At 31.5% G+C, this 25,693-nt stretch carries 31 protein-coding genes and 1 pseudogene; 17 read left to right on the plus strand and 15 right to left on the minus strand.

The window, feature by feature from the left end; genetic code table 11:
• The first annotated feature begins 31 nt into the window (after positions 1-31).
• Entirely contained in the window at positions 32-637 is a 606-nt protein-coding gene (locus Mjas_RS07815) for an IMP cyclohydrolase (protein ID WP_421077604.1), read from the plus strand.
• A gap of 49 nt (positions 638-686) precedes the next feature.
• On the opposite strand, the gene Mjas_RS07820 is transcribed toward Mjas_RS07815, so the two are convergent.
• The gene (locus Mjas_RS07820) at positions 687-1,709 is read right to left on the minus strand and encodes a DUF354 domain-containing protein (protein WP_421077605.1); all 1,023 of its coding nucleotides are present in this window, start codon (positions 1,707-1,709) and stop codon (positions 687-689) included.
• Between the two features lie 512 nt (positions 1,710-2,221).
• Here Mjas_RS07820 and Mjas_RS07825 point away from each other — a divergent pair.
• The 6 genes from Mjas_RS07825 (at position 2,222) to Mjas_RS07850 (ending at position 5,448) form a co-directional block, all read left to right on the plus strand.
• A complete protein-coding gene (locus tag Mjas_RS07825; protein ID WP_421077606.1) occupies positions 2,222-2,905 on the plus strand; it encodes a DUF169 domain-containing protein in 684 nt (227 codons plus the stop codon).
• Positions 2,906-2,970: 65 nt separating this feature from the next.
• On the plus strand, positions 2,971-3,219 hold the full coding sequence (locus Mjas_RS07830; protein WP_421077607.1) for an MJ0307 family thioredoxin: 249 nt from the start codon (positions 2,971-2,973) through the stop codon (positions 3,217-3,219).
• 86 nt (positions 3,220-3,305) lie between these two features.
• A complete protein-coding gene (locus Mjas_RS07835; RefSeq protein WP_421077608.1) occupies positions 3,306-3,491 on the plus strand; it encodes a hypothetical protein in 186 nt (61 codons plus the stop codon).
• 25 nt (positions 3,492-3,516) lie between these two features.
• On the plus strand, positions 3,517-4,335 hold the full coding sequence (locus Mjas_RS07840; RefSeq protein WP_421077609.1) for a sulfurtransferase TusA family protein: 819 nt from the start codon (positions 3,517-3,519) through the stop codon (positions 4,333-4,335).
• A 9-nt stretch (positions 4,336-4,344) separates the two neighbouring features.
• A complete protein-coding gene (locus Mjas_RS07845; protein WP_421077610.1) occupies positions 4,345-4,677 on the plus strand; it encodes a DUF5400 domain-containing protein in 333 nt (110 codons plus the stop codon).
• Between the two features lie 210 nt (positions 4,678-4,887).
• The gene (locus Mjas_RS07850) at positions 4,888-5,448 is read left to right on the plus strand and encodes a phosphatase PAP2 family protein (RefSeq protein ID WP_421077611.1); all 561 of its coding nucleotides are present in this window, start codon (positions 4,888-4,890) and stop codon (positions 5,446-5,448) included.
• Here the strand turns inward: Mjas_RS07850 and pheA are convergent.
• The 7 genes from pheA to Mjas_RS07885 all read right to left on the minus strand — a co-directional run bounded on the left by pheA (position 5,425) and on the right by Mjas_RS07885 (position 11,398).
• Positions 5,425-6,327: a prephenate dehydratase gene (gene pheA / locus Mjas_RS07855; RefSeq protein WP_421077612.1), complete on the minus strand. Its 903-nt coding sequence runs from the start codon at positions 6,325-6,327 to the stop codon at positions 5,425-5,427. The two genes, Mjas_RS07850 and pheA, sit on opposite strands and share 24 nt — an antisense overlap.
• A gap of 82 nt (positions 6,328-6,409) precedes the next feature.
• Positions 6,410-7,129, minus strand: a complete 720-nt coding sequence (locus Mjas_RS07860) for a class I SAM-dependent methyltransferase (RefSeq protein ID WP_421077613.1) — start codon at positions 7,127-7,129, stop codon at positions 6,410-6,412.
• On the minus strand, positions 7,122-7,415 hold the full coding sequence (locus Mjas_RS07865; RefSeq protein WP_421077614.1) for a hypothetical protein: 294 nt from the start codon (positions 7,413-7,415) through the stop codon (positions 7,122-7,124). Before Mjas_RS07865 ends, Mjas_RS07860 begins: the two co-directional genes overlap by 8 nt.
• A 70-nt stretch (positions 7,416-7,485) precedes the next feature.
• Positions 7,486-8,472, minus strand: a complete 987-nt coding sequence (locus Mjas_RS07870; protein WP_421078608.1) for an RNA-guided endonuclease InsQ/TnpB family protein — start codon at positions 8,470-8,472, stop codon at positions 7,486-7,488.
• Positions 8,469-8,750 carry a hypothetical protein gene (locus tag Mjas_RS07875; protein WP_421077615.1) on the minus strand — a complete coding sequence of 94 codons (282 nt, stop codon included), beginning with the start codon at positions 8,748-8,750 and terminating at the stop codon, positions 8,469-8,471. Before Mjas_RS07875 ends, Mjas_RS07870 begins: the two co-directional genes overlap by 4 nt.
• Before the next feature lie 250 nt (positions 8,751-9,000).
• Positions 9,001-9,975, minus strand: coding sequence for a methanogenesis marker 2 protein (locus Mjas_RS07880; RefSeq protein ID WP_421077616.1), 975 nt, complete (start codon positions 9,973-9,975; stop codon positions 9,001-9,003).
• A 178-nt stretch (positions 9,976-10,153) separates the two neighbouring features.
• Positions 10,154-11,398: a phosphoglycerate kinase gene (locus Mjas_RS07885; RefSeq protein WP_421077617.1), complete on the minus strand. Its 1,245-nt coding sequence runs from the start codon at positions 11,396-11,398 to the stop codon at positions 10,154-10,156.
• Positions 11,399-11,671: 273 nt separating this feature from the next.
• Between Mjas_RS07885 and Mjas_RS07890 the strand changes: the two genes are divergently transcribed.
• The 7 genes from Mjas_RS07890 (at position 11,672) to pstK (ending at position 16,831) form a co-directional block, all read left to right on the plus strand.
• Complete coding sequence (locus tag Mjas_RS07890; protein WP_421077618.1) at positions 11,672-12,097, plus strand: EamA family transporter; 426 nt, start codon at positions 11,672-11,674, stop codon at positions 12,095-12,097.
• A 202-nt stretch (positions 12,098-12,299) separates the two neighbouring features.
• Entirely contained in the window at positions 12,300-12,791 is a 492-nt protein-coding gene (locus Mjas_RS07895; RefSeq protein WP_421077619.1) for a hypothetical protein, read from the plus strand.
• A 3-nt stretch (positions 12,792-12,794) separates the two neighbouring features.
• On the plus strand, positions 12,795-13,376 hold the full coding sequence (locus tag Mjas_RS07900; protein WP_421078609.1) for an adenylate kinase family protein: 582 nt from the start codon (positions 12,795-12,797) through the stop codon (positions 13,374-13,376).
• A gap of 251 nt (positions 13,377-13,627) precedes the next feature.
• Positions 13,628-13,909 carry a hypothetical protein gene (locus tag Mjas_RS07905; RefSeq protein ID WP_421077050.1) on the plus strand — a complete coding sequence of 94 codons (282 nt, stop codon included), beginning with the start codon at positions 13,628-13,630 and terminating at the stop codon, positions 13,907-13,909.
• Positions 13,906-14,940, plus strand: a complete 1,035-nt coding sequence (locus Mjas_RS07910) for an RNA-guided endonuclease InsQ/TnpB family protein (RefSeq protein WP_421078610.1) — start codon at positions 13,906-13,908, stop codon at positions 14,938-14,940. Before Mjas_RS07905 ends, Mjas_RS07910 begins: the two co-directional genes overlap by 4 nt.
• Positions 14,941-15,019: 79 nt before the next feature.
• Entirely contained in the window at positions 15,020-16,042 is a 1,023-nt protein-coding gene (gene twy1 / locus Mjas_RS07915; RefSeq protein WP_421077620.1) for a 4-demethylwyosine synthase TYW1, read from the plus strand.
• Between the two features lie 30 nt (positions 16,043-16,072).
• Positions 16,073-16,831: an L-seryl-tRNA(Sec) kinase gene (gene pstK / locus Mjas_RS07920; protein ID WP_421077621.1), complete on the plus strand. Its 759-nt coding sequence runs from the start codon at positions 16,073-16,075 to the stop codon at positions 16,829-16,831.
• Positions 16,832-16,963: 132 nt separating this feature from the next.
• On the opposite strand, the gene Mjas_RS07925 is transcribed toward pstK, so the two are convergent.
• The 6 genes and pseudogenes from Mjas_RS07925 to Mjas_RS07950 form a co-directional block, all read right to left on the minus strand.
• Positions 16,964-19,114, minus strand: a complete 2,151-nt coding sequence (locus Mjas_RS07925; RefSeq protein ID WP_421077622.1) for an ATP-binding protein — start codon at positions 19,112-19,114, stop codon at positions 16,964-16,966.
• Positions 19,115-19,143: 29 nt separating this feature from the next.
• Positions 19,144-19,650, minus strand: a complete 507-nt coding sequence (locus tag Mjas_RS07930; RefSeq protein WP_421077623.1) for a hypothetical protein — start codon at positions 19,648-19,650, stop codon at positions 19,144-19,146.
• Positions 19,651-19,802: 152 nt separating this feature from the next.
• Positions 19,803-21,110 carry an IS200/IS605 family accessory protein TnpB-related protein gene (locus tag Mjas_RS07935; protein ID WP_421077624.1) on the minus strand — a complete coding sequence of 436 codons (1,308 nt, stop codon included), beginning with the start codon at positions 21,108-21,110 and terminating at the stop codon, positions 19,803-19,805.
• Between the two features lie 67 nt (positions 21,111-21,177).
• Positions 21,178-21,705: pseudogene (locus Mjas_RS07940) on the minus strand (IS607 family transposase); the annotation flags it as partial.
• A gap of 134 nt (positions 21,706-21,839) precedes the next feature.
• Positions 21,840-22,172, minus strand: a complete 333-nt coding sequence (locus Mjas_RS07945) for a restriction endonuclease (RefSeq protein ID WP_421077625.1) — start codon at positions 22,170-22,172, stop codon at positions 21,840-21,842.
• A 112-nt stretch (positions 22,173-22,284) separates the two neighbouring features.
• Entirely contained in the window at positions 22,285-22,686 is a 402-nt protein-coding gene (locus Mjas_RS07950) for a nucleoside-diphosphate kinase (protein ID WP_421077626.1), read from the minus strand.
• A gap of 131 nt (positions 22,687-22,817) precedes the next feature.
• Between Mjas_RS07950 and purE the strand changes: the two genes are divergently transcribed.
• Positions 22,818-23,288, plus strand: a complete 471-nt coding sequence (gene purE, locus Mjas_RS07955) for a 5-(carboxyamino)imidazole ribonucleotide mutase (RefSeq protein ID WP_421077627.1) — start codon at positions 22,818-22,820, stop codon at positions 23,286-23,288.
• Between the two features lie 142 nt (positions 23,289-23,430).
• On the opposite strand, the gene Mjas_RS07960 is transcribed toward purE, so the two are convergent.
• Entirely contained in the window at positions 23,431-23,571 is a 141-nt protein-coding gene (locus tag Mjas_RS07960) for a hypothetical protein (RefSeq protein WP_421077628.1), read from the minus strand.
• 220 nt (positions 23,572-23,791) lie between these two features.
• Here Mjas_RS07960 and thiC point away from each other — a divergent pair, with 220 nt between their 5' ends.
• Both thiC and Mjas_RS07970 read left to right on the plus strand, forming a co-directional pair.
• Entirely contained in the window at positions 23,792-25,072 is a 1,281-nt protein-coding gene (gene thiC, locus Mjas_RS07965; protein ID WP_421077629.1) for a phosphomethylpyrimidine synthase, read from the plus strand.
• Positions 25,073-25,379: 307 nt separating this feature from the next.
• A complete protein-coding gene (locus Mjas_RS07970; RefSeq protein WP_421077630.1) occupies positions 25,380-25,511 on the plus strand; it encodes an ATP-binding cassette domain-containing protein in 132 nt (43 codons plus the stop codon).
• Positions 25,512-25,693: the final 182 nt, after the last annotated feature.

Consider the following 25,693-nt stretch of genomic DNA (forward strand, 5'->3'; position numbering starts at 1 on the left):
AGTATAATACACAAATAAATTTGGTGATAAAATGTATATCGGTAGATTCTTAGTAGTAGGAAAGACAGAAAATGGAAAACCTTTTGTATCATACAGAGTTTCAAGTAGAAGTTTTCCAAATAGAAAAGCAGTTTTAAAGGACAATACGGTATCAATTATACCTAATGATTTAAACGAAATATTTTCTAACCCATATATTACATACAACTGTATAAAAGTCGTAGATAATACAATAATTGCAACAAACGGTTCCCAAACTGATGTAATAGCTGATAAAATTAAACTGGGGCTTCCAATAAGGGATGCATTAGCATATTCCTTAATCACGATGGATTATGAAAAGGATGACTACAACACACCAAGAATAGCAGTAGTTTTAAATGATAGCGAATGTTATATTGGATATGTAAGACACGATGGCATGGGCGTTGAAAAGGTTGAATTGGAAAATGGAAAAGGATACTACATAGGAGTTTATAATTCATGTAAAATATCAAATAATCAAATTATAGATGTTGTTGGAGAAGAGCCAGAAGAAATTTGTAAATATATAATGGAATATAATGAATTTGAACATCCAGTATGCTGTGCGGCAGCTGTTATTGATGGTGGAAAAATAAAAATAGAAACATTATAGTTTTTTAGAAATTCTTATTTTTTAGTTTATTTTATTGTATTTATTATCATCATCTTTTCAAATATTCACAAACCTTTTCAAACATTAAATCTGTTGGGTCTTCGAGCTCTATACTGTTGTTTCTTTTCCCGATATTATCTATGACATAATTAACTATTCTATCAACAGATTTTGTATGAATCATCCTTCCCTTTTTTATTAGATACTTATCTACTCCAAGTATGTTCTCAGGATAGCACGAAACTGTTGGAACTCCAAGCACAGCAGCTTCTCTGTTCATTGTTCCTCCTGCTCCAACCATGGCGTCTGAATAATACAGCAATGAAATTGAATCAACAGTTTCTGGAACAACAACATTCATGGAGATATACAATTTTTTCTGTTTTTCATCTCTCGGGAATGCCACAATATTGCAGTCCATCTTTTTATTTAATTTTTTAATTATTTCAGGCAATATGTCCCTTTTCCCATTACAATAGGATGAATTGGGACTTGACCTCATTACAATAATTGGCAGGTCGTTATTTAACCCTAATTCATCAACTATCTTCGTGTTTAATGGCAAAATATTGTTTAATCTTGAATTTACATTTGCAACCTCACAGGTGCCATCGAATGTTAAAAAAGTTCTTCCACCCTGTTTTCTTAAAATAGTTTTATTTATGCCATCAGGGGTTATAATATTATTTACAATTGGCAGGGTTAATCTATTTTGAGCATCGGCATATTCGTTATCCACTATAAAAATAGATGGAATATTTAATCCAAATGCTACCCTTGGGAGCTCCACGGAATGTTTTGTAATGGCAACTTTTGGTTTTTTATCTTTTACTATCTTTGTCAATTCAATTATTCTCTTTGCCGAGTTTATCAATTTTTCGTCAAGACTATCCCCATGAGCTCCGACTGAAATGGGATTGTTCATGTATGTGTAAAACTTAATAATATTTTCCAAACTTTGAAACTTTCTCAATGTTATGAGATAATCAATTCCTTCCTTTTCGAATTTTTTTATGAGTTGAGAAAAATAATGAACATGAGGTGAGTTTGTTAAATCAATCCATACATCCATGTAATCACCGAAAATGAGCAGTATATCTTTTTATATATCTAATCTTATATAATAACCTAATTTATGAAAATTTATCAATCCAATATATGCAAATTGGTATATAAATATTACATAAGTGAGATATAAATTCTATAACTAATTAAACAGTTCATACCACCTAACAAAATTTTTGAAGATATATAGTTTAAAAGACTATACAATATGGTTCGATTATTTTTTAAATTAACTCGATATTATTAAATAATAAAAATCCCTAAGGCAGCTTTTTTCCCCAATATCTATTCCTGGCAATTTACAATTTTTCCCAGCCTCTTATGTTAAAATAAATATATGATATCAATCTTCATTTAAATATATGATTGTTATGTTTCAATTTTTCATTTGATTTAAATCGAAAACTTTATATATAAGATGGTTGTTTATAGTAGTGTATGTAGAATACATAACCATAAATAACTAACATTTAAATACTTTAAAAACAAAACTATATTTGTAATTAATAGGGTGATACTATGGAGATTAAAGAACTCGGTAAAAAGATGGAAGAATTAATGGGATTAGAATACCCAGCAGTTGCTGTAAAACTTGTAAAATCCAGCGAAGAAATACCAGAAGGATATAACGAACTTGAAGAACAGGCAAGACATTGTGAAATGATTCAAATTGCAAGAAAGGAGGGTAAAAAATTCTATGCTACAATTGATAAGCACATGTGTAAAGGAGGGGCTTATGCAATAGGTGTTCTACACGATGCACCAGAACCATTGGCAACAGGTAAATTATACCACAAATTAGGAAACTTTGCAACCGAAGATGGGGCGGTAAAAACAGTTGGGGCAATTCCAAAAGTAAAAGAACAGATGTATGCAAGCGTCTATGCACCATTGAGTGATGCAGACTTTAATCCAGATTCAATAGTTGTAATTACCTCACCAAAGAAAGGGTTGAGATTGGCTCAGGCATTGTTATATAAAGAAGGTGGAAGATTCCAGGCAGACTTTGCAGGTATCCAATCATTATGTGCTGATGCTGTTGCAGCTGTTAAAGTTAGAGGCGTAGCAAATGCAACACTTGGATGTAATGGTTCAAGAAAATATGCTGAAATAGACGATGGTGAAATGATATTCGCATTCCCACCATCAGAATTGGAAAATATAATCGAAGCATTAGAGCACTTTAAGGAAATTTGGGGATAAATATATCCCCTAATATATTAATACCTGATAAATAAAATAAATACAAAAATAAAGGGTGATTATAAATGGTAAAAATAGAGGTATTCACATCACCAATGTGCCCACACTGTCCAGCGGCAAAAAGAGTAGTTGAAGAAGTAGCATCAGGAATGGAAGGCGTAGAAATTGAACATGTAGATGTAATGAAAGAACCTGAAAGAGCCGCAAACTATGGAATAATGGCAGTGCCTACAATAGTAATTGATGGGGAGGTTAAATTTGTAGGAGCTCCTACAAAGGAAGCATTAAAGGATGAGCTCGCTAAATACTTGTAATATAATAATTACAATGAATTATTATATTACATTATTATAAGCAGTTGTGCAAATATATGACATAACTTCAATAAATTGTGGAGATTATGAAATTAGTCATTATTTGTAAAGACGATACTAAAAATAAAAAATCAGAAAATGAAAATTTAATTATAAAATGTGGTATATGCAGGGGAGAAGACACTAAAACCACAATTAAGATGATTATGGAAGATTATGGGGATGAAATAGACGAAATAGTTTATCCAAATTGTAATATTGTTAAAAAATAGTATTATTTGTTAAGAGGGTGATTATATGATAAGAGAAATTTCTGTTAAATGTTTAAGAAGTCCAGAGTTGCTAGTGGATGCAGTATTAAGCAAAATGAATGAAGGATTATTAATTGTCGAGACAGATGGGGAAGAACAGATAAAAGTTATAGAAAATCTTGTAAAAAAACTTGGATACAAGATGGAAGTTGATGGAAACAAAGTAAAAATACATGTTGGTGAGATTGTGGCATCAAAAACATTAAATGTAGTTGGAGCAACCTGTCCTGGACCTATAATGATGGTTTCAGATATTCTTGAAAAGATGGAAGTTGGAGAATTGTTGGAAATAACCGCAAGTAAAAACGCACTTACGGATTTGACAGAAGGATTAAAAGGTATGGGTCATGAGGTTTTATCTGTTGAAGAGCTCGGTGATGGAAATTATAAAATATTAATCAAAAAAGGAGAGAAAAAAGAAGAAGGGGCAGCATCTGTAAATATTGATGAAGTATTTATAATAAACACCACAGGAACGGGGAATGCAGAAAAGGCATACTCCACATTTATGATGGCAGATATTGCTCAAAAGATGAAATTAAAACCTACAATATTTTTAATGCTCGATGGTGCAAGTTTGGCACAGAAAGGAGAATGCGACAAAGTTAAGCATCCGGCATTTCCAAAATTAAGCGAATTGGTAAAAAATGCGCTTAACAGCGGTGTAAAAGTATATGTCTGTGAATTAAGTGCAGAATTCAGAGGCATCAGTCAGAAAAATTTGGAAGATGGATTTGAAATTGCAGGAGCTCCTACATTCTTTAACTACCTGTCAAAGCCAAATGTCAGACCAGTATGGTTGTAAGGTGATATTATGAACGAAATTATCTCTTTAATATCCTTGTCGGTAATTTTCGGAAGCATGCTTTCGGGATTTGCCACATTTAGGATGACAGGGATGAGGTTAATGCCCCATTTCGTAGTACTCATACTTGCATTTGTATTTACATTGGCCTCCCTGATAATTGATAATAATATTGTATTCTATATTGCAATAGCATTACAAATAATTACACCATTCACCATATGTGGAACGATATGCAATATACTAAAAACCCAATTCCAAAATACAGGAATTTATTCCGCACATTTAGGATTTATGGGAATTATGCTAGTTCTCGCAATTGGAAACCTATTAATTGGTTAAATTCTATTTTTTCTTTTAATTTTAAATTATATTACAGATTATATGTTCATTAGTTTTTACGGGATTTAACTACCTCGACTAATCAAAAAACCTGGTTTTACAACTCACAGTAGGCTTCGTTCATTACGGAGTTTGGCTCCTGCCTAGGGAGTCATGAAGTAAAAGTTATATATTTTCAAAAGATAATATCTTTTAAAAAAAGGTAGTAATATGTTAGAACCAATTGTTAATTTAGATATTAACTTATTATATTATATAAATAGCATAAATTATCATTTACTAAATATTTTAATGGTTTTTATAACCAATACAACCTATTTGTTCATTCTTTTAGTAATGGCACTTTTATTCTTCAAAAACAGGGAAGTATTTTTAAATATATTCATCGTTATGGCATTAATTGCCATTACTGCCTATGCCTTAAAATATGGTATAAATGAACCAAGACCTTATTTTGTATTAGATAATCTTCATGTGCTTGTGCCTATGGAAAACGAACCATCATTTCCAAGCGGACATACAACATTTGCATTTGGATTATGGTGTGCTATAACACTAAATTTAAAGAAAATGAATATTAAAAAAGAATTAAATATGACCGTTCCACTTGTTTTGTTAATATGGGCATTTCTTGTAGCTTTCAGCAGAGTATATGTCGGAGCTCACTATCCACACGATGTTATTGGGGGAATGATATTGGGTGTTGTAGGAGCTCTCATATATACTAAAATTATTCCCGATAAAATCTTAAAAAATACTGTATTTTCCTAAATGCTTTATATATGAAACGTGATTTTTCAGAGCCCCCATGAGCTCATCTTCATCTTTTGGAGTTTCATAATCTATATAAAATATATAATTTCCAAGCTTTCTTTTTGAAGGTCTCGATTCTATTCTGGTTAAATTAATGCCGCGGTTATTAAACTCTTTTAAAACATCGTATAAAGCACCAGGTCTATTTTCTTTTAATTCAAGTATTATTGTGGATTTTTGTTTAAGTTTATTATCGGCATGATTCTGATTATTATGATTATAATCATTGTTGGTTTCCTTATTTTCATTGGATTTAAGTTCGTTTATTTTTAATATGTTATCCAAAGATTTTGAATTCTCATTTCCAATTAAAATAAATCGTGTGGTGTTATTTGGATAATCCTGAATATCTTCATCAAGCACTTTTAAATTATACAATTCAGCAGTTTCTTTTGAAGCTATTGCCCCAAATTCTTCGTTTTTCATTTCAAATACTTTTTTAACAGCTTTCGCAGTGCTTAAAACTGGTATTGTCTCCCATCCGTGTTTTTTTATATATTTCCTACACTGTGCCAATGCCTGTGGATGGGATAATATTTTTTTTATTTTATTTTTATCATATCCAATTAAACAGTGGTTTATATTAATATCCACTTCTCCATATATTTTAACTGGAAACTCCAACAGTAAATCCTGTGTTAAGGACACCGAACCTTCTATGGAATTTTCAGAAGGAACCACGCCGTAAATATTATTATCTTCCTTTTCCATATCCACGAGCTCGAAAACTTCATATATGGAATTGCAGTAAATAATATCTTTATCATTTATTAGTTTTGAAAATATTTCAGCCGCTTTTCCCGTATAACTTCCCGCAGGTCCCAAACAATAAATCATATATTCACCATATTTCTTTTTTGTTTCTTTCTTTTAAATCCTTTTTTCTATTATTTTTCTATACTTTTTATCTTTTTCATTTTTATTTTTCCTTTTTCAGAACGACATATAAAAATTGACCTTTTCTTTTAAATATTCTGCCTAATTTACTGTCCAATCCATTGTAAAATACATTTGAGATTTTTTCTAAAATCACCGTTGGAAATACTTTTAAAATGGGCGGAATGAAATAAAAAGTTTTGTAATCTTTTAAATAAAATCCCTCAGTATTGAAATCTTTTAAACATAATGGTTTATGATATATTGTGAAATCATTAAAAATTTCCTCATTTATAAAACTTTCACTATTCACAACAACAAATATTGCGATTCCATCATTTTTTAAAACCCTTTTTATCTCATTTAGTGCATTTTTGTAATCTATTATATGCTCTAAAACATTTATACACAAAACTAAATCAAAAGAACCATTTTTAAAAGGAAGATTTGAAACATCTCCGCAGATTTTGTTTGTTTTTAAATTATGGATATTCTCAAATTTTTTTAATAAATTAAATGAAAAATCAAGATAAAGGGTATTCAGATTTTTTGTTAAATTATAAAAGGAACCAAATCCACATCCGCAATCTAATATTACAGCATTTTTTTTCTTTTTAATATTGTTAAAATCCTCTAAATTGGTTATTATATCTACAATTAGTTTTTCCTCCAATTCCATCAATATTTTAATATACTTTGGAAGGTTTTCCACCTCCCAATTTTCATAAAAATCTTTTATTTTTTTATCCGCCCCATTATTCATAAATCTCACAATTTAAGCTATAAACAATAGTATCCTCTGGAAAGAGATTCTTAATTTTTTCTTTAATTTCATCGAGCTCAGCACTACTTAACATCTCATCGATTTCTTTATCAAGTGTAAATCCACATCTGTAATAGTATGTATCTCCAACTACTGCCCCAATTTCTGGAAACTCCAATGACCTTGTGATAATATCTTCTCCAACTATTTCTATGATTCCCTTTAATATGTTTTCAAAATCTATTATTTCTTTATTGTAAAATACTCCATCAATCATAATCTTCATTTTTTCACCGAATTTATGTTTGTATTTTCTTTTCTCTGACCTACTCCCACGACTAAAGTCGTGGGGTTCTTTAGTAGGGTCTAACCCTACATGGGTGGCCAAACCCACTACCCCTATCTCCGTTTAGGAGATTCAGGGCTACGCTACATGAAAATACTTTTTTCAAAATATTCAAAGCACCATTAACATCAGCATTCAAAACCATACCACACTCACTACAAACATACAAACCCCTATACTTTCTATTGCTCTTTTTAACTACACCACAATTACTGCAAGTTTGAGAAGTATAAGCTTCATTAACCTGTTCTACTGTTAATCCCTTTTCCTCTGCTTTATACTGTATCATACTTACTAACCTACCAAAAGGTATCTTGTGTATTTTCTCGTTGTTCTTTCTACCAATATCAATACTTGAAATGCCCTTGTTTAACTCACCGATTACAATCCTTGAAACTTTGTTATCCACTGCAAACTCAACAATCATTTTACTAACCTTATGCAAATAATCCTTAGTATAATTCTTTTCTCTTACTGTTAAGCAGGATAATCGCTTATTATTCTTTAACTGTTTCCGTGTTAGTTTGGACTGTAGTTCCCCCTTAGTTTTAGCAAACCATCGGAATTTAGAAATTAGTCTCCTTCCATCGTAGATTACTGCACTGCCCGTATTGGTTACTACTGTTGCTAAATTCTTAATTCCTAAATCAATACTTAATATATTACCTTCTTTGATAGGTTCTTGAATTACTGGTTTCTTATAGATTAAGTGAAGTATGTAGTAGGTTATCCCGTAGATAGTCTGCGGAACTATCTCAACTTCTTTAACTTGCATGGTATCAAGCGGTAGAGTTTTCGATAACCCTACCCATAGATACCTGCACTTGATACCATGCTTCTCTTTGAGATAGTTTTTAGTTTGTTTAGATAAGGATAATCTTAACTTATTGCCTATGATTTTGAAACCTTGCTTCTTCCATTTTACGGGAAAGTGTCCATCTTTTGGTTGGTATCGTGGTCTTTTAGTGTGTTGTTTGAAGTAGTTTTGCCATGCTATCGCTTGCGTAGCAAGCGAGCAACGAAAACCGAAGGTTTTCGTCTAATTGAGAGTTTTTGACATACTGCCTGTGCTGACTGTGAGTGCAGGTTTTTAAACCAGAAGTTATTCTTCATTTGAACATCTATCTTACTAGGTTTAATGTTTCGTTGTATTACTTCGTAGTTAGATACATTCCAGAGTTTTGATGCTGAATAGGTTAAATGGTTTATGATTGTTAATTGTTCATTATTTAAACTTCTGGTTAGGTTTATTGTCAGCACTCTGGTTACTTGCATGGAATTCACCAAATTTATATATATGCTATTATTCTAATTACACTCATATATTATGTAGTGGAGTATATAAAAAAATGATGTCCGCCTATCATCCAATCTCATAAGAGATTTTACAAAACCTTGTTTTGTATAACGATTAAAATCGTTGGCTTTCTCGGCGGTTTATCGTAAAATATTTATTAAAATACATTAAAAAATATAAAAATGAATATTAAAATAAAATATTAAGGAATAATTAAATTAATTAAAATCAGCACCCGCAAATATATTCCCTATCAAAATCAAATAAAACTTCCTTATCTTTTCCATCGGTTATTATCAATTGCTTATTTTCTATAACCTCACCACACACTTCGGCAGTTATATTTACAAATTCTAAAACTTCTTTTAACCTATCAATTTTATCCTCTGGTGCAGTGAATACAAACCCGCATCCAGGATATAGTTTTAACCACTGAATCATTGGAACACTTTCATTTCTTGGAATTTTTGTAATATCAACATGAGCTCCTTTTTTCGAAACCTCCAAAAGCATACCCAATGTTCCCAGAGCTCCGGGGTTGCTTATATCTTTACAGGCAGTGGCAAGTTTTTCCTCACCAACTATTTCAAGGGCTTTTAACTGGTCTCTAACAAGTTTTTTTGATTTCATTGTTGTAGTGTCCCAATTCAAATTAAATTTTTCATGTATTTTTCCATCCAAATCATAGGCAAAAACTATTTTATCTCCAATTTGTGCAGTGTCGCTTCTTAATACATTATCCTTTTTAACCACTCCTGTGATTGAAACATCGAGAACATTGCAGGTAGCATCTGGATGTGTATGTCCCCCAACCATGGGAATTCCAAATTTTTCTACGCCGTCTTTTATGCCTCTTAAAACCTCTCTTCCAATATCGCAATCTTTTATTCCTATTATATTTGTCATGGCTATGGATTTACCACCCATTGCTGCTATGTCATTTGCATTTACTAAAACAGAGCAGTATCCTGCCCACCATGGGTCAGATTCCAATAGCTTTCCCCAAATACCATCTGCGGCCAATAATATGGCGTTTTCACCATCTATACCAATTATTGCAGCATCATCTCCAAAGTCGGAAATAATATTAAAATAATAATCGTTATCTTCAAATTTAAAATTGGATATGACATTTTTTATTTCTTTTTTTCTTAAAACTCCTTCGAAATTTTTTAATTCATTTACTATCTCTTTTAAATTCATAAAATCCCCTATTTTATTTTAAATTATAAAAATGTTAATATATTATATAAAAATTTAATTATTAATTTAATTAAGTTTAATTATTAATCATTTCGTATTATATATGTTGAATAAAATAATATAAAATAATATAAATTAGCTATTGAATATTTATATCTTATTATTTTTTTATTTTGAATTACTTTTTATATTTTTGATAAGATTCCTTTAAAAGTTCAATAACTGGAAGTTTTTTTCCAGCTAAAAACTCTATGCAGGCTCCACCCCCGGTGCTTATGTGGTCCAACTTATCTGAAACTCCCACAACACCTGCGGCAGCTGATAAATGACCTCCGCCTATGACAGTAAATGCCTCCGACTTTGCCATGCTGTTTAAAAGCTCTTCTGTTCCTTTCAAGAAGTTTTTATTCTCAAAAACACCTGCTGGACCATTTGCAACTATTGTTTTTGCATTGGATATAATTTCATCATATAATTTTATGGTTTCGCTTCCTATATCATGTATTGGATGAGTAATTTCTTCATTAAGGTTTAATTTTACTTCTTCTCTGTTTCCATTAACATTCAATGCTGCATCTATTGGCATCACTATCTTATCGCCGTGTTTATCCAACAATTCCCTTGCAATTTCTATCTGATTCAAATAACCCATATCTTCTATTACTTTTTTATTAGGTCCTATGTTGTAGCCCTTGGCAACTAAAAAGACATTTGCTACAATTCCTGTGATTAATACCTTATCAGCGGAATTATTATTTAAAACATTTTTAATAACATCGATACTATCGTCAGCTTTTGCTCCGCCCAATACAAAAATAGATGGTCTTTCAGGGTTTTGTATAACCTTGCTAAGTATTTTTATCTCTTTTTCCATAATTCTTCCAGCAATTGCAGGCATGTAATAAGCAAGACCTACCAACGATGGCTGAGCTCGGTGTGCCGCAGCAAATGCATCATTTATAAAATAGTCAAATAGTGAGTAAATTCTTTTTAACATTATGGTTTTTGCCTGTTTTTTTGGAGTAATGTCTTCCCATTTTTTCCAGTCCTTCAATACTTCCTCAGAATAAAATCTAACATTTTCAAGTAATAGTATATCTCCATTATCCATCCTCTTTATCGAATTTATCGCATGGGAGCCAAACATATCATCAATATATTCAACTTCCTTTCCCAATACCTCAGATAATTTTACAGCGTGAGACTGTAATGTTGTGAAGTCCTTTTTTCCAGGTCTGCTCTGGTGTGCCAATATTACTACCTTGGCTCCTTTATTGGAGAGCTCCTTTATTGTATCGACACATGCCTTAATCCTCGTATCATCCAATATGATTTCACTATTTACATCTATTGGACTGTTTATATCTACTCTCAATGCAACAGTTTTTCCATTAAAATCAAAATCATCTATGGTCAATAACATTATATCCCTCCAATGCTAAAATAATAACACCTGATAACATAAGTTTAGAACATATTTATAATTTGTAGAATTTATCATGATTTTTATATTTTATGTATTTATAATTTACACATAAATAATTATCACACACCACATATTGATAAAGCACCTGAAAGCCTTTTTGGATTAAATGAATTTTAAAATGTATATGCTAATTATAATCATGAAACAAAATTTAAACTTTTTCTAATTTAATTTTATTATTTTTATTATGTTATAATACATGGTGATATTATGAAAGGAGAATTTTTAGCCTTAATTGTGGCTACACTATGGGGAATTACGCCCCTAATCGAGAAAAAGGCACTTGATTACATTGACCCATTAACAGCTGTTTTTATTATAATATGTATGAATTTTTTAATAATATCCTCAGTTTTCATCATGTTTGGCAAAATTAATATAGCTGATTTATCATCCATTCCAATAAAACCCATTATTTATTTGGCAATGGTTTCAATACTTGCTGGCGTTGCTGCACAATATCTATTTTATAGAGCTCTTGAAGCATCATCCCCTTCAAAAGTTGTAATAATTACAAGCATGTACCCATTAATTACCATACTTGCTACAAGCATAATTTCAAAGGAATTTCCATCCATTAAAATGGTATGTGGTGCTTTTTTAGTATTTATGGGCATTTTCCTGGTCATGGATTAAATTATCTGTATAATATTACATTATATTATCAATACATAATTTATATAAATATATAAAAATAAAATAATAATGATATAAATATCATAAAACATATGTAATATTAGGGAAAAATATTAATATTGATATAATTATAAGTTTATAAATAATCATTTTATAATATTATATAATTTATTATCAATATTACGGCATAGGAGGATGGCATATGTTAAAAAAAATAAAAAAAGCTATTTTTGGAAATGACGAACCCCCTGTCCAGGTTCCTGTTCAGGACGATGAATATATAGTAATTGGTGAGGAACCTTCAGCTTATGAGATAAAAGAAAATAAAGAAATTCCGCTCCCAGAACCTAAGCCTGAGCCTAAAATAGAAGTGGAAAAATCAGAAGAAAAAATTGATGTTAAAAAACCAGAACCTGAGGTAAAAATAATTACCAAAAAAATCATGCCCAAAATACTAACAACTAGGATAAAATCCCCTGAGGATTTTAAAAACCTAAAAACGATTATAGAGCACGATATAATTATAATAAATCTTGAAGATGTGCCAGTTGAAGCTATTGAAAAAGAATTCTTAGATTTTAAGAAATACTTGGAAACATTGAATTACAACCTTGGAAAAGTTGATGACAACGTAATTCTTGCAATTAAATCTGGAATAAATATTGACAAATATACTTCGAATGTAGCTGAATAATTGGTGGTAAAAATTAAAATAGCAATAACTGGAACTCCCGGAGTTGGAAAATCCACGGCATCTAAACTATTGGTCAAAAAATTGAATGAATCAGATGATGCTGAAAGATTATGGGGACGTCAAAATTTTGAATATATAAATATAACTGATGCTGTAAAAGAAAACAAATTATACAGCGAAAAAGATGAAGAAATGGATTCCTATGTGGTGGATTTCCAAAAACTTAACGATTACATAGATAACATAATTAAATCTAAATCCAAAAATCTCATAGTTGATGGACATATAAGTCATTTGCTCGATGTGAATTATATTGTAGTATTAAGATGCAATCCTGAGATAATATTAAAGAGATTAGAAGAGCGAAATTATCATAAAAACAAAATTAAGGAAAATGTGGAAGCTGAAATATTGGATGTCTGTCTTGTGGGAGCTCTCGAAAATTCCGATAATGTATATGAGCTCGACACAACAAATAGAACTGTGGAATCCATAGTGGATGAGATAATTGATGCCATAAATCATAAAAAAACCAAATATGGAATAGTTAATTGGTTAGATGATTATTTTTACATGCTGGATTAACAATATAAATATGAATAATCTTTAAATACATACAATTTTTAATCTATTTTTTAATATTATTTTTTAATTATTTTATTTTTACGATAAACCGCCGAGAAGGTTCCAACGATTTTAATCGTTATACAAAACAAGGTTTTGTAAAATCTCTTACGAGATTGGATGAGAGGCGGACATCATTTTTTTATATGCTCCACTACATAATATATGAGTGTAATTAGAATAATAGCATATATATAAATTTGGTGAATTCCATGCAAGTAACCAGAGTGCTGACAATAAACCTAACAAGAAAACTAACCAATGAACAATTAACAATCATAAACCATTTAACCTACTCAGCATCAAAACTCTGGAATACATCCAATTATGAAGTAATACTACAAAACATTGAACCAAATAAAATAGATGTTCAAATGAAGGATAACTTCTGGTTTAAAAACCTACACTCACAATCAGCACAGGCAGTATGTCAAAAACTCTCAATTAGACGAAAACCTTCGGTTTTCGTTGCTCGCTTGCTACGCAAGCGATAGCATGGCAAAACTACTTCAAACAGCACACTAAAAGACCACGATACCAACCAAAAGATGGACACTTTCCAGTAAAATGGAAGAAACAAGGTTTCAAAATCATAGGCAATAAGTTAAGGTTATCCCTATCAAAACAAACTAAAAACTATCTCAAAGAAAAGCATGTTATCAAGTCCAAGTACTTATGGGTAGATTTATCGAAAACTCTACCGCTTGATACCACGCAGGTTAAAGAAGTTGAGATAGTTCCGCAGACCATCTATGGGATAACCTACCACATACTTCACTTAATCCATAAGAAACCAGTAATTCAAGAACCTATCAAAGAAGGTAATATACTAAGTATTGATTTAGGAATTAAGAATTTAGCAACCACAGTAACTAACACGGGCATCAGGCGAAAACCTTCGGTTTTCGCTACTCACCAACATCAGTTGGTGAAAGCAGTAATCTACGATGGAAGAAGGTTAATTTCTAAATTCCGATGGTTTGCTAAAAGTAAAGGAAAAATCCAATCTATCCTAACAAAGCAAGAGTTAAAATATAATAAACGATTATCCCGCTTAACAGTAAGAGAAAAGAATTATACTAAGGATTATCTACATAAAATAAGTAAAATGATTATCGATTTTGCAGTAGATAATAAAGTTTCAAGGATTGTAATCGGCGAGTTAAACAAAGGCATTTCAAGTATTGACATTGGAGATAGGGTTAATCAGCAATTGCATAGAATACCTTTTGGTAGGTTAGTAAGTATGATAATGTATAAAGCAGAAGAAAAGGGATTAACAGTAGAACAGGTTAATGAATCTTATACTTCTCAAACTTGTAGTAATTGTGGTGTAGTTAAAAAGAGTAATAGGAAGTACAGGGGTTTGTATGTGTGTAGTGAGTGTGGTATGGTTTTGAATGCTGATGTGAATGCTGCTTTAAATATTTTGAAAAAAGTATTTTCATGTAGCGTAGCCCTAAATCTCCTAAACGGAGATAGGGGTAGTGGGCTTGGCAACCCATGTAGGGTTAGACCCTACTAAAATTAGACGAAATCACTTCGTGATTTCGTTGCTCGCTTACTACCGTAAGCGAGAACCCCACGACTTCAGTCGTGGGAGTATGTCAGAAAAATTTAAAGTGGTTAGTATGGATAAAACAAATCAAAACAGCAACAAATACATTCCAGAGGAAATTTACAATATTTTGAGAAAACAGCACTATCAAATAAAAGACCACAGTGCTGTTAAATTGTGCGGATGGGTGAGAAAATCACTTCTTGAAAACAAAAACTGCTATAAATCAAAGTTTTACGGAATAGCAACCCATAGATGCATCCAATGCACACCGTCAGCAATTTGGTGTCAGCAGAGCTGTATATTCTGTTGGAGGGTTCTCCCAGCTGATTTAAATAAATACGATAACACCAATAACCAAAATATTGGCTATAAACTGCCAGAATGGAAAGAACCTGAGGAGGTAATGAACGATATTTTTGAAATGCATAGAACCATTATAATGGGGTATAAAGGCATACTGGACAGGATAGGGGAAGAGAAATTTAGTGAAGCCATAAATCCAAAGCATGTGGCCATATCCCTATCAGGGGAGCCAACAGTTTATCCCTATTTAAAGGAATTAATTGAGTTATTCCATAAAAAAGGTTTATCAACATTTGTGGTGTCAAATGGAATATTAACCGATGTGATAGCAGAAATAAACCCAACACAGTTATATGTTTCACTTGATGCCTATGATTTGGACAGCTATAAAAAAATATGCGGCGGAAAGGAAGCTCAGTGGGAAAAGATACTAAATACTCTCGATATACTCGAATCCAAAAAAAGAACCTGTTTAAGAACTACATTAATAAGAAACTACAACGATGACATAAAAAAATTCGTTCCACTCTATGAAAGGGCAAATACAAACTTCATAGAATTAAAATCTTATATGAATGTTGGATATTCGAGAAAAAGATTGAATCTTGACGACATGCTCAAACATGATGAAATAATCAATTTGAGTAAAACTCTTGAAGAAAACAGCTTCTACAAACTTGAAGATGATTCATTTGACAGTAGGGTATCCCTTCTTGTAAATGAAAATAGGAGGATAAATCCAAAAATTAAATTTGATTATTAATTATTAATTTTTTCATTAAATTGTGATAATATGCTTGTAATACTTGTAGGGCTTCCATCGGTGGGAAAAAGCACGTTCTCAAAGAGATTATCGAAGGAACTTTATAAAAAAGGAATGGATAATATAATTTTGGGAACTGATTTAATAAGAGAGAGCTTCCCAGCATGGAAGGAAGAATATGAGGATTTTATAAAAAATTCGACATACTACTTAATAGATAATGCATTGAAAAATTATACTGTAATTGTAGATGATACAAACTATTACAATTCAAAACGGCGGGATTTAATAAACATCGCAAAAAAGAACCGTAAAAATCATATTATTATTTATTTAAAAGCTCCCCTTGAATTGCTATTAAAAAGAAACATTGAAAGAGGGGCAAAAATACCAAATGAAGTAATAATAAATATGTTTAATAAGTTTGATGAACCTGGGAACAAATACAGTTGGGATAAACCAGATATTATAATCGACACTACAAAAGATATTGATTATAATAAAATAGTGAATAAAATAATAAACAAAAGCAAAAAACCATTTAAAGAAATAGAAGAAGCAAAAAAGGAAATATCTAAAAAAGAAAATATATTAAACGAAATTGATAAAATCACTCGAAAAATTATGGGGGAATATATAAGAAATAATGAGCTCCGTAAGGATGAGATTAAAAAAATATCGGAGCTCCGAAAAAACTATTTAAAAGAAGTCAAAAATAAAATCAATATGGATGATTACAATATAAAAAATGTTAAAGAAGAATTTAAAGAATTATTGAATAATTCATAATTAATAATAATATAAGTTTCTTACGAAACCTTGTAATCTGCAATAATCACTTCGTGATTATCGACCTACAAAGTCTCTTACGAGACTTTGTAATCCGTAAAATTCCTTCGGAATTTTAACCTACAAGGTTTCTTACGAAACCTTGTAGTATCCAAACTTTGGGGAGTATATATCAGCACTCTTTTTTAATTTTTCAAGTATGTCTTCAACTTCTTTTTCTGATATGTTGTATTCTGATGCCTTTTCAACAATATCCTCTTCATAAGCTAATCCATTATCTGATAATACAGATAATTCCCTTATTATATCCACTATTTTATCCATTTTATCGACTTTTGATTTAGGGAGCTGACCCATTGCCTTTCCTATGTCGTATTTTCCAGTTTCTGGGTCGTAAGCAACCTGATTTAAACACTCTTCAATAATATCTATGGCAATTTTTGCATCCTTTTCTTCAACCTTTTTTGATAATCTTGCCTTTGCGTGCATCTCTGAAATTCTTATTGCCGCTTCCAGCTGTCTGGCAGTCACAGGTATTGGATTGTCCCCTTCCCCCAACCTCCTCATATTTACATAATAATCTTTTATTAGTTTTTTTGCAGATTTTGTTAAATAAGGATTCTTTAACTTTGTTTCATCAACTTCCCCCATAAACAGCGAATGATTATCTTCAAAGTATGCACAGGTTCGAGAGTAGATTATATAATTCTTTATCAGGTTTTCATCTACCTTTATTCCATCTATATTAATAGAACCGAGTATTTTATAGTCTTTAACTGCTGTTTCTATGTGGGTGTTTAAAATATGTTCGGCTATTTCTTCATCCCTCTTTCTATCTGGAATGTCTTTTAGTGGAAATATTAAATCAAACCTACTTAGAAGTGGAGATGGAACATTTATCTGTTCTATCACCCCTAAATTTGGGTCGAACCTTCCACGCTTTGGATTACATGCTGCAAGAACAGCACATTTTGCGGGAAGTTTTACATTTATGCCTCCCTTATTTACGTGAATTGTCTGGGACTCCATGGCTTCAAGGATAAACTTCATTACATTTTTATCCACAGTGAGCTCATCTATACAGGCAGTCCCTTCATTAGCCCTAACAAAGACACCAGGCTTTACAACCCATCCATCCCCTATTTCTGTGCTTTCCCTTACAACATTTGCTGTAAGACCTCCACCTGTTGCAGTGGTAACGGATGCATAGGCATTCTGTGGAAACAATCTTGCTATCTTCCTTAACATTGTAGATTTACCAATCCCGGGGTCTGTGATTAAAAGTATGTGGCTGTCCTTTCTTAACTGTGAGCCGTCGGGAAGAAACTTTGTGCATCCCTTTATCTGCTGTAAAAATATTGCCTTCTTTACGAGCTCATATCCCTTAATTTGAGGTATAAGATACTGGGATAAAATATCCACTATATTTTTTTTCTTCCCTAATTCGTTCAATATTTCCATCAAATCGTAATTATTTATAATGTCCCTTACTTCTATTTTTTGGAAGCTCTCATTTAATTTTATTCTGTTGCTTTTAACATATATTTCAAAAACAGGCATATTTGGTTTTGTGAATTTTTTCATAACTGTTCCAACAACATCCACTCTTCCGGAGTATATTCCCTCAGAGTTCTCAAGAAACGCCCTAATACTCCTTGGTGGGTCGTCAGGGTTTTTCATAAGGTCTATGGGTTGTTGGATTTCCAACTCTTGTATATTTATATAGGTGGAACTATCTAAATCAAGAGACATTTCAGCTCCACAGTTTTTATTGTTGCAGAACATCTTTGGAAAGGTAAAATAATCGTGTATAGTTTTATACTGTATATTTCCGCAGTTTCTACATACAAAACATGCTTTTTTTAACAATGCACAGACTTTTGCCGCTTTTATTATGTTTCCTTCAAATTTTACAAGTTTATTAATATCCGAGGAGTTTATCTCATCTATCTTTTTTTCGCATCCAAGGGGTCTTTTAAATGCTATTTGGATTTTTTCCAATTCCTTTCTTATTTTATTGTCATCTCCAAAGAGCTCCATGTATGCTTCTTTAAATATGTAAAAAATAGTTCCTTCAACCTTTGTAGGATTTTCTATGATTATATCGTTTATTTCGCAAATTTCAGGATAACTGCTTAAAAAATCTTCTATATCAAACTCAAAAATATTATTTTCAATAAAATTTGATGAAAGATTTGTTTTTATATGCTGTTTTATTTTATCGCCATATGTATTTAGAAAATGCTCTTCATCGAATTCTAAATAATCCAATTCTTTATTCATAATATCCCTTGGCATTCTATATATTCCATTTATGGATTTTTAAATTCTAAATTTTTAAGTTTAAAAACGAGCTCCTTTAAATCTTCAATATTTTTAACCTTTATGTCCTTTTTTTGAGGGAATTTTAATATAACCTCATCAAATAAATTCGTGTTCATGGGTTTTTTAATGAGGTAGTAATATCTCGATATGCAATTTATTCTCGCAGTTATGAGCTCACTTAGATAATTTAAACAGGTATTTATATTATTCATATCGTCGGTAATTAAATAGCCTGATTTTTTTGATTTTAAAAATGCAATCCCAACAAGTATTTCTTCAAGTGGATACTTTATGAGCTCCTTTGATTTCTGCTGTTCCTTCTTTAATTCATAAAGAGATATTGCCAAATCTTGAAGGCTGTCCCACTGTAAATCAAAATCAACATTTCCATTGTCTATATCTTCCTTTTTAAGTTTCCATAGTGGAACTTCCTTACCATCAACTATTACTTCGTATTCCAGACATTTTTGGAATAATACTTCATAAACATCCATGTTTTCACTGTTAAATTGTTATTAATAAAATTCACTGTTTGTAAATAGTTATTACTTAGTGCTATTATAGGATATTGCCTATATTTATTAATTATATGTCGTAATTATATATTCTGCCAAGGGGTCTTCCCAATGTGAGTATTGGTGAGTTTTTATACTTGTAAAAGAGCTCTACCATTTAAATCTACAATATAACTCACATCGGGATTGGGTGGCATCAATCTCAACTCTCCTCTGGGTTCATCGGAGAGTAAATCATCGACCTTCACCCCAGTCACGGGAACCCCAACTCCGCCTAATAATTTTTCAACTAATTTAATTCCTCTTTTAAATACATTAAAACAACCAACAAATTGCCTATTAAAATCCCCACAATTATTGCATTTAACAACCTCCCCCTCTTGGGACTCCATTCTACTCCCGCATACGGGACAGGTTTTTGAAGTGTAGTGGGGATTAACATAAACAACAACACTCTTATACTCTAATTTCCCAGCTATTCTTCTCCAATTACTTCTATCTAAATCCCTATTGAATTTAGAGTTTTTACCATACATGTTAAACTTATCTAAATCTTCAAATACTAAAATTGCATTAGGAAAGAGTTTAGATAGTTGGGAAGTGAGTTTGTTAATAAAATCATTAACTCGATTTTTTCTCCTATTCCAGTATTTTCTAAGTAGTTTGCTAATCCTCTTAGGGGCTTTTTTATAGATTGATTTTAACCTATCGATTATTACATCATAAATCCCCTTAATCCTATGCAATTCAGACAAATCAACTCTAATCCAACCTTTTTCTGAGTGATATAAGTCCAATGACTTTAAATTACTATCAATTCCAATAATTACTTCCTTATCAGATAAATCCAACTGTCTTTTGAAGGTTATTAATGCCTCATTATCCTTTAAAATAACCTCTCCAACATTAAAGTTCTTAATTTTTTCGTAGAACCACGCATCCTTAATATTTAAAACCAAATACTCCTTTCTCGGTTTTATGGTAATTCTTATATTTCCATTTTCTTTATCATGTCTTATTAGGGTGTTTTTAACTCTAACAAAAGGTCTTTTGAATGTTGGTTTGTTTATTTCCCTGTTACCGTTTAAATAATTTGATTTCCAACTGTTTATTGTAGAGTAGGCGGTTTTAATAGCTCCATCGATATAATGAGATGCAAACTCCCAACCTTTTAATGAGTGATTTCTTAACTCTCTTTTGAAATCTTTATCCTTTGGAATTTCTGGGATTAGTCGAGTAGTTTTGTAGTATTTGTATTTCTTTCCTACTTTGTATCGATGTTTAATTGTCTTTTCTTTCCAATTTATATTTTTCCAAATAATATTAATGGCTTCATTTAAGATTTTTAGAAATTCTTCTGGTAGGTTTTTTAAATCGTAATTGTGTTTAACTTTGTATGTTAGGATAATTTCGGTTGGGATTTTGTTTTTATTTGGCATTATCCACCCTTATGATTTCTTTAATTGTTTTGATAAGCTTTTTATACTTGTGAGAACGCATTCCCTAAAGCTTTCCTGCAAAGTGGGAAACAATTGTTATTAAATCTTCAACCAATTCTTCTTGTGGGGTCTTCTGTCGTTTGTTTATAATTACAATTTCAGTCCCATAAGATTTAAAAAACTCTTTTAACGTTTCAAAACCAAATCTCGTCAATCTATCTGAGTAAGTAATTATTACTTTCTCAACCTCTCGGTTTATAACCATTTTTAAAAGTTTTTTGTAGTTTTTCCTCTTTTCATTTAATCCACTACCAATATCTTTTAATATTTCCACATTCCAATTTAAATCTCTTGCGTATGATTTTATCATGTCTATTTGTCTTTCTAAATCATCCTTTTGTGTATTTGATGATACTCTTACATATCCGATAATTTTTCTTTGTTCTTTGTCTTTAATTCCTAAGATTCGTTTTATCTCACTCTCTGGAACTCTTCTCTTTCCTCCTATGGTTCTAACACATTTAATTTTTCCCTCCCTATCCCATTTTTGCAGTGTTTTTATATGAACTCCCAACAATTCACAAGCTTCCTTCATCGTATATACTCTTTCTAAACTCACATTTACTCACCAATAATAACTAACACTCATCTAATATATAACAGTTTCGGAAGGTATATATGATTTTATTTTTATGTTATTCTGTGATATAACTTCAATCTGACTTATAACTAATCTCGTATTATTTTAACTCCGTTCTTTTTAGCCAATTCCTGTGCAGGTTTTGTAAATTTAACCCTTTTACTAACGTGGAACACAGGTTTTGCCCTAATTTTATTTGATTTTTTAATGTGTTTTTCTACATCCGCACTTGTTAATGTTTGTTTTCCGCTTTTAACTTCAATAGAGTATTTTTTATTGCCCCTTTTTGTTATTATATCATATTCTGCTTTTTTATGTTGATTCAATCTTTTAACTGAATTTCGTTCTAATATTTTGTGCCCCGATTTTTTTAATTTGTTAGCTACAATACTTTCTTTTTTACTTCCTTTTCTTTTTGCCATATTATCACTTAAAAAATAAAAATAAATAAAAATACATAATTTTCCTTGGCTAAAACTAAAATAAATATAAGCAGTAATATGTTTTATATTTATTGCATATTATATTTGCATTTTATCCAAAAAATAGGTTTATTTCCCTTTCCGCACTTTCTTTTGAATCCGATGCATGCACTAAATTATCCGGCGTGGAATATGCAAAGTCTCCCCTTATGGTTCCAGCATCTGCTTCCAAAGGATTTGTTTTTCCAATCATTTTTCTAACAACAGAAATGGCATTTTCCCCTTCAATTACCATTGTCACAACTCTTCCTGATGTCATAAAATTTACAAGTCTTTCATAATAATCCCTGCCTTTGTGTTCTTCGTAGTGTCTCTCTGCGAGCTCCCGCGAAATTGTCAGCATCTTCATATCTAATATATCAAATCCCTTGTCTTCAAATCTCTGGATAATTCTACCCACAAGCTTTCTCCTAACTGCATCAGGTTTTAACATGACAAAAGTTTTTTCTTTCATAACGCCCCTCCATATAAAACTATAACTATAAAATAGCAAAATTAAAAATACCAAAATACCATAAAATAATATAAAGTATGTATGATATATAAGAGTTGTCAAAAATATACAACAACATATATGGTGAAATCATGATATGTATAATCATGGGAAGTGAAAGTGATTTAAAAATTGCTGAAAAAGGAGTAAATATTTTAAAAGAATTTGGCGTAGATTTCGAAGTAAGAGTAGCCTCTGCTCATAGAACACCTGAGCTCGTAGAAGATATTATTAAAAACAGTGATGCAAAGGTATTCATAGCAATTGCAGGACTTGCGGCACACCTTCCTGGTGTTGTGGCGGCATTAACAACAAAACCAGTAATTGCAGTTCCTGTTGAAAGCAAACTTGATGGAATGGATGCTCTTTTAAGCTGTGTTCAGATGCCTCCAGGAATACCTACTGCAACAGTTGGAATCGATAGAGGAGATAATGCGGCAATTTTAGCTGTTGAGATGCTCGCTATATCGGATGAAGAACTATCAAAAAAATTAAAGGAATTCAGAGAAAAACAGAAAGAAAAGGTTATGAAATCAGATGAAAAAGTTAGAAACTTATTCTAATTGGTTTTTTATAAGCTAATAATTTTTTAATTTTTAATATATTTGTTAATATAAATTTAATATTGCAATATAGCATATTTCCGATTATGGTAATTTCAATTATATTTCGAGTATATTATGATTATATTACGATTATTACTGTTTATGGGGTCTGTCCAATGTGAGCGTTGGTTAGTAAATGCTCACATTGGACTTGGGCGTCATCAACCTCATCTCCCTCTGGGTTCATTGGGAGCATGTCATCAGTCTCCTCCCCTGTCGTGGGGACCCCAGCTCCACCCATCAATTCGACAATTTGTTGGATGTTTTAACATGTTTAAAAGAGGTTTAGGAAAGTCTTGGGGTTGATTAGATTGACACTATAAACTATGCATGAAAACACTATATAAACATTTCGAAAACTAAATGCTCCCATACACTCACAAATACTCACAAAAAACTAAACAGTTTTAAACGGCTTAATTTTAATCTAATTTATTATCTATAAACTATATGGTGGAATTATGACTCAAATGACTGATGCCAAAAATAATATAATTACAAAAGAAATTGAATTTGTGGCAAAAGAAGAAAGGATGAATCCAGAAAAGTTAAGAAAACTAATAGCAAAAGGATATGTTGTGATACCTAAAAACATTCATAGGAACACAAAACCAGTAGGAATTGGAGATAGCCTAAGAACAAAAGTAAATGTGAATATTGGAACATCCACTGACTGTGTAGATATAGATATGGAGATAAGAAAAACAAAAATAGCAAATAAATACGGTGCAGATGCCATTATGGATTTAAGCACAGGAGGGGATTTGCCAGAAATAAGAAAAGCAATAATGGAAAATACTGATTTGCCCATAGGGACTGTTCCAATGTATGAAATAGGGGTGGAATCAAGGAAAAAATACGGTAGAGTAATCGACATGGATGAAGATATAATATTCAATGTTATAGAGAGGCAGGCAAAGGAAGGCGTAGATTTCATGACACTGCACTGCGGAATTACAAAAAACAGCGTAGAATCCTTAAAAAACGATAAAAGAATTATGGGAGTTGTTAGTCGAGGAGGTGCCTTTTTAACAGCATACATTATGCACCATAACAAAGAAAACCCACTTTATGAACAGTTTGATTATCTCCTTGAAATATTGAAGGAACATGATGTAACGCTAAGTTTAGGAGATGGAATGAGACCGGGGTGTTTATGCGACAATACAGATAGACCCCAAATACATGAGCTCATAATATTGGGTGAGCTCGTAGATAGATGTAGGGAAGCGGGAGTTCAGGTAATGGTTGAAGGTCCCGGACATGTTCCATTAAACAATGTGGAAACGAATATGAGAATCCAAAAATCACTATGCAAAAATGCTCCATTCTATGTATTGGGGCCTATTGTAACTGATTTAGCACCGGGATATGACCATATTACATCTGCCATTGGAGGAGCTCTGGCGGCATACTGTGGTGCAAATTTCCTATGCTATGTTACGCCAGCTGAACACCTTAGATTAATGGATGAAAACGATGTAAAAGAAGGGCTCATAGCTTCAAAAATAGCAGCTCAGGCGGCTGATGTTGCAAGAGGAAATCCAATGGCATGGGAAAAGGAGAAGGAAATGGCTATTGCAAGGAAAAATCATGACTGGGAAAAACAGTTTGAATTATCCATTGACAAAGAAAAACCTAGAAAAATGAGAGAAGAATTACCATCTGCTGATGAGAAGGCATGTAGTGTTTGCGGTGAATTCTGTGCATTGTTAATGGTGGAAGAAGCCGGAAAACGATAATTAATATCAATTTTGATTTTTAATAATATATTTTTGCTATTTTTTATTATTTTTATAATTATGCACTTTCATCCTTATTTTCAAATTTTTAATATTATTAATGTAAAACCTAAAATATAAATATTAAATATTACTTAGTTTAAAAATTATAATAATAAATAATATATAATGATAAAATAAGGTTATTTTAAAATATATGCTATTCTTGGATTTAATCTAAGGGGACGGTCTGAGAGATATATTTGAACCTAAATCAGGGAGGTCTATTTATGAATAATCTTTTAACTGTTATTTGCATGTTGATTTTTTGCTTGGAGATATTAAAGTTAAAGCTGTTAATGGTGTAAATTTTGAAATAAAAGAAGGTGAAACACTCTGCCTTATCGGTGAAAGCGGAAGTGGAAAATCAGTTTTGGACTTATCGATATTGAAGGACTAAAATTCTAAAAAATGGAGGTAAGTTAATATCAATTGAAAGTGAAAAGAAGGAAGGAAATGTTGCCAACCACCACTATAACGAAGAAATTGCAAAGGAGCTCCCTTTTTCAACGGCATTGATTTGGAAAAATTCAAAAAGATAGCGAATGAATGCAATTTAACATTTAAAATAGAAACTCTGGA

This window comes from Methanothermococcus jasoni (assembly GCF_049075655.1).
In the GTDB taxonomy this organism is placed as follows: Archaea; AGJL01; Methanococci; order Methanococcales; family Methanococcaceae; genus Methanofervidicoccus.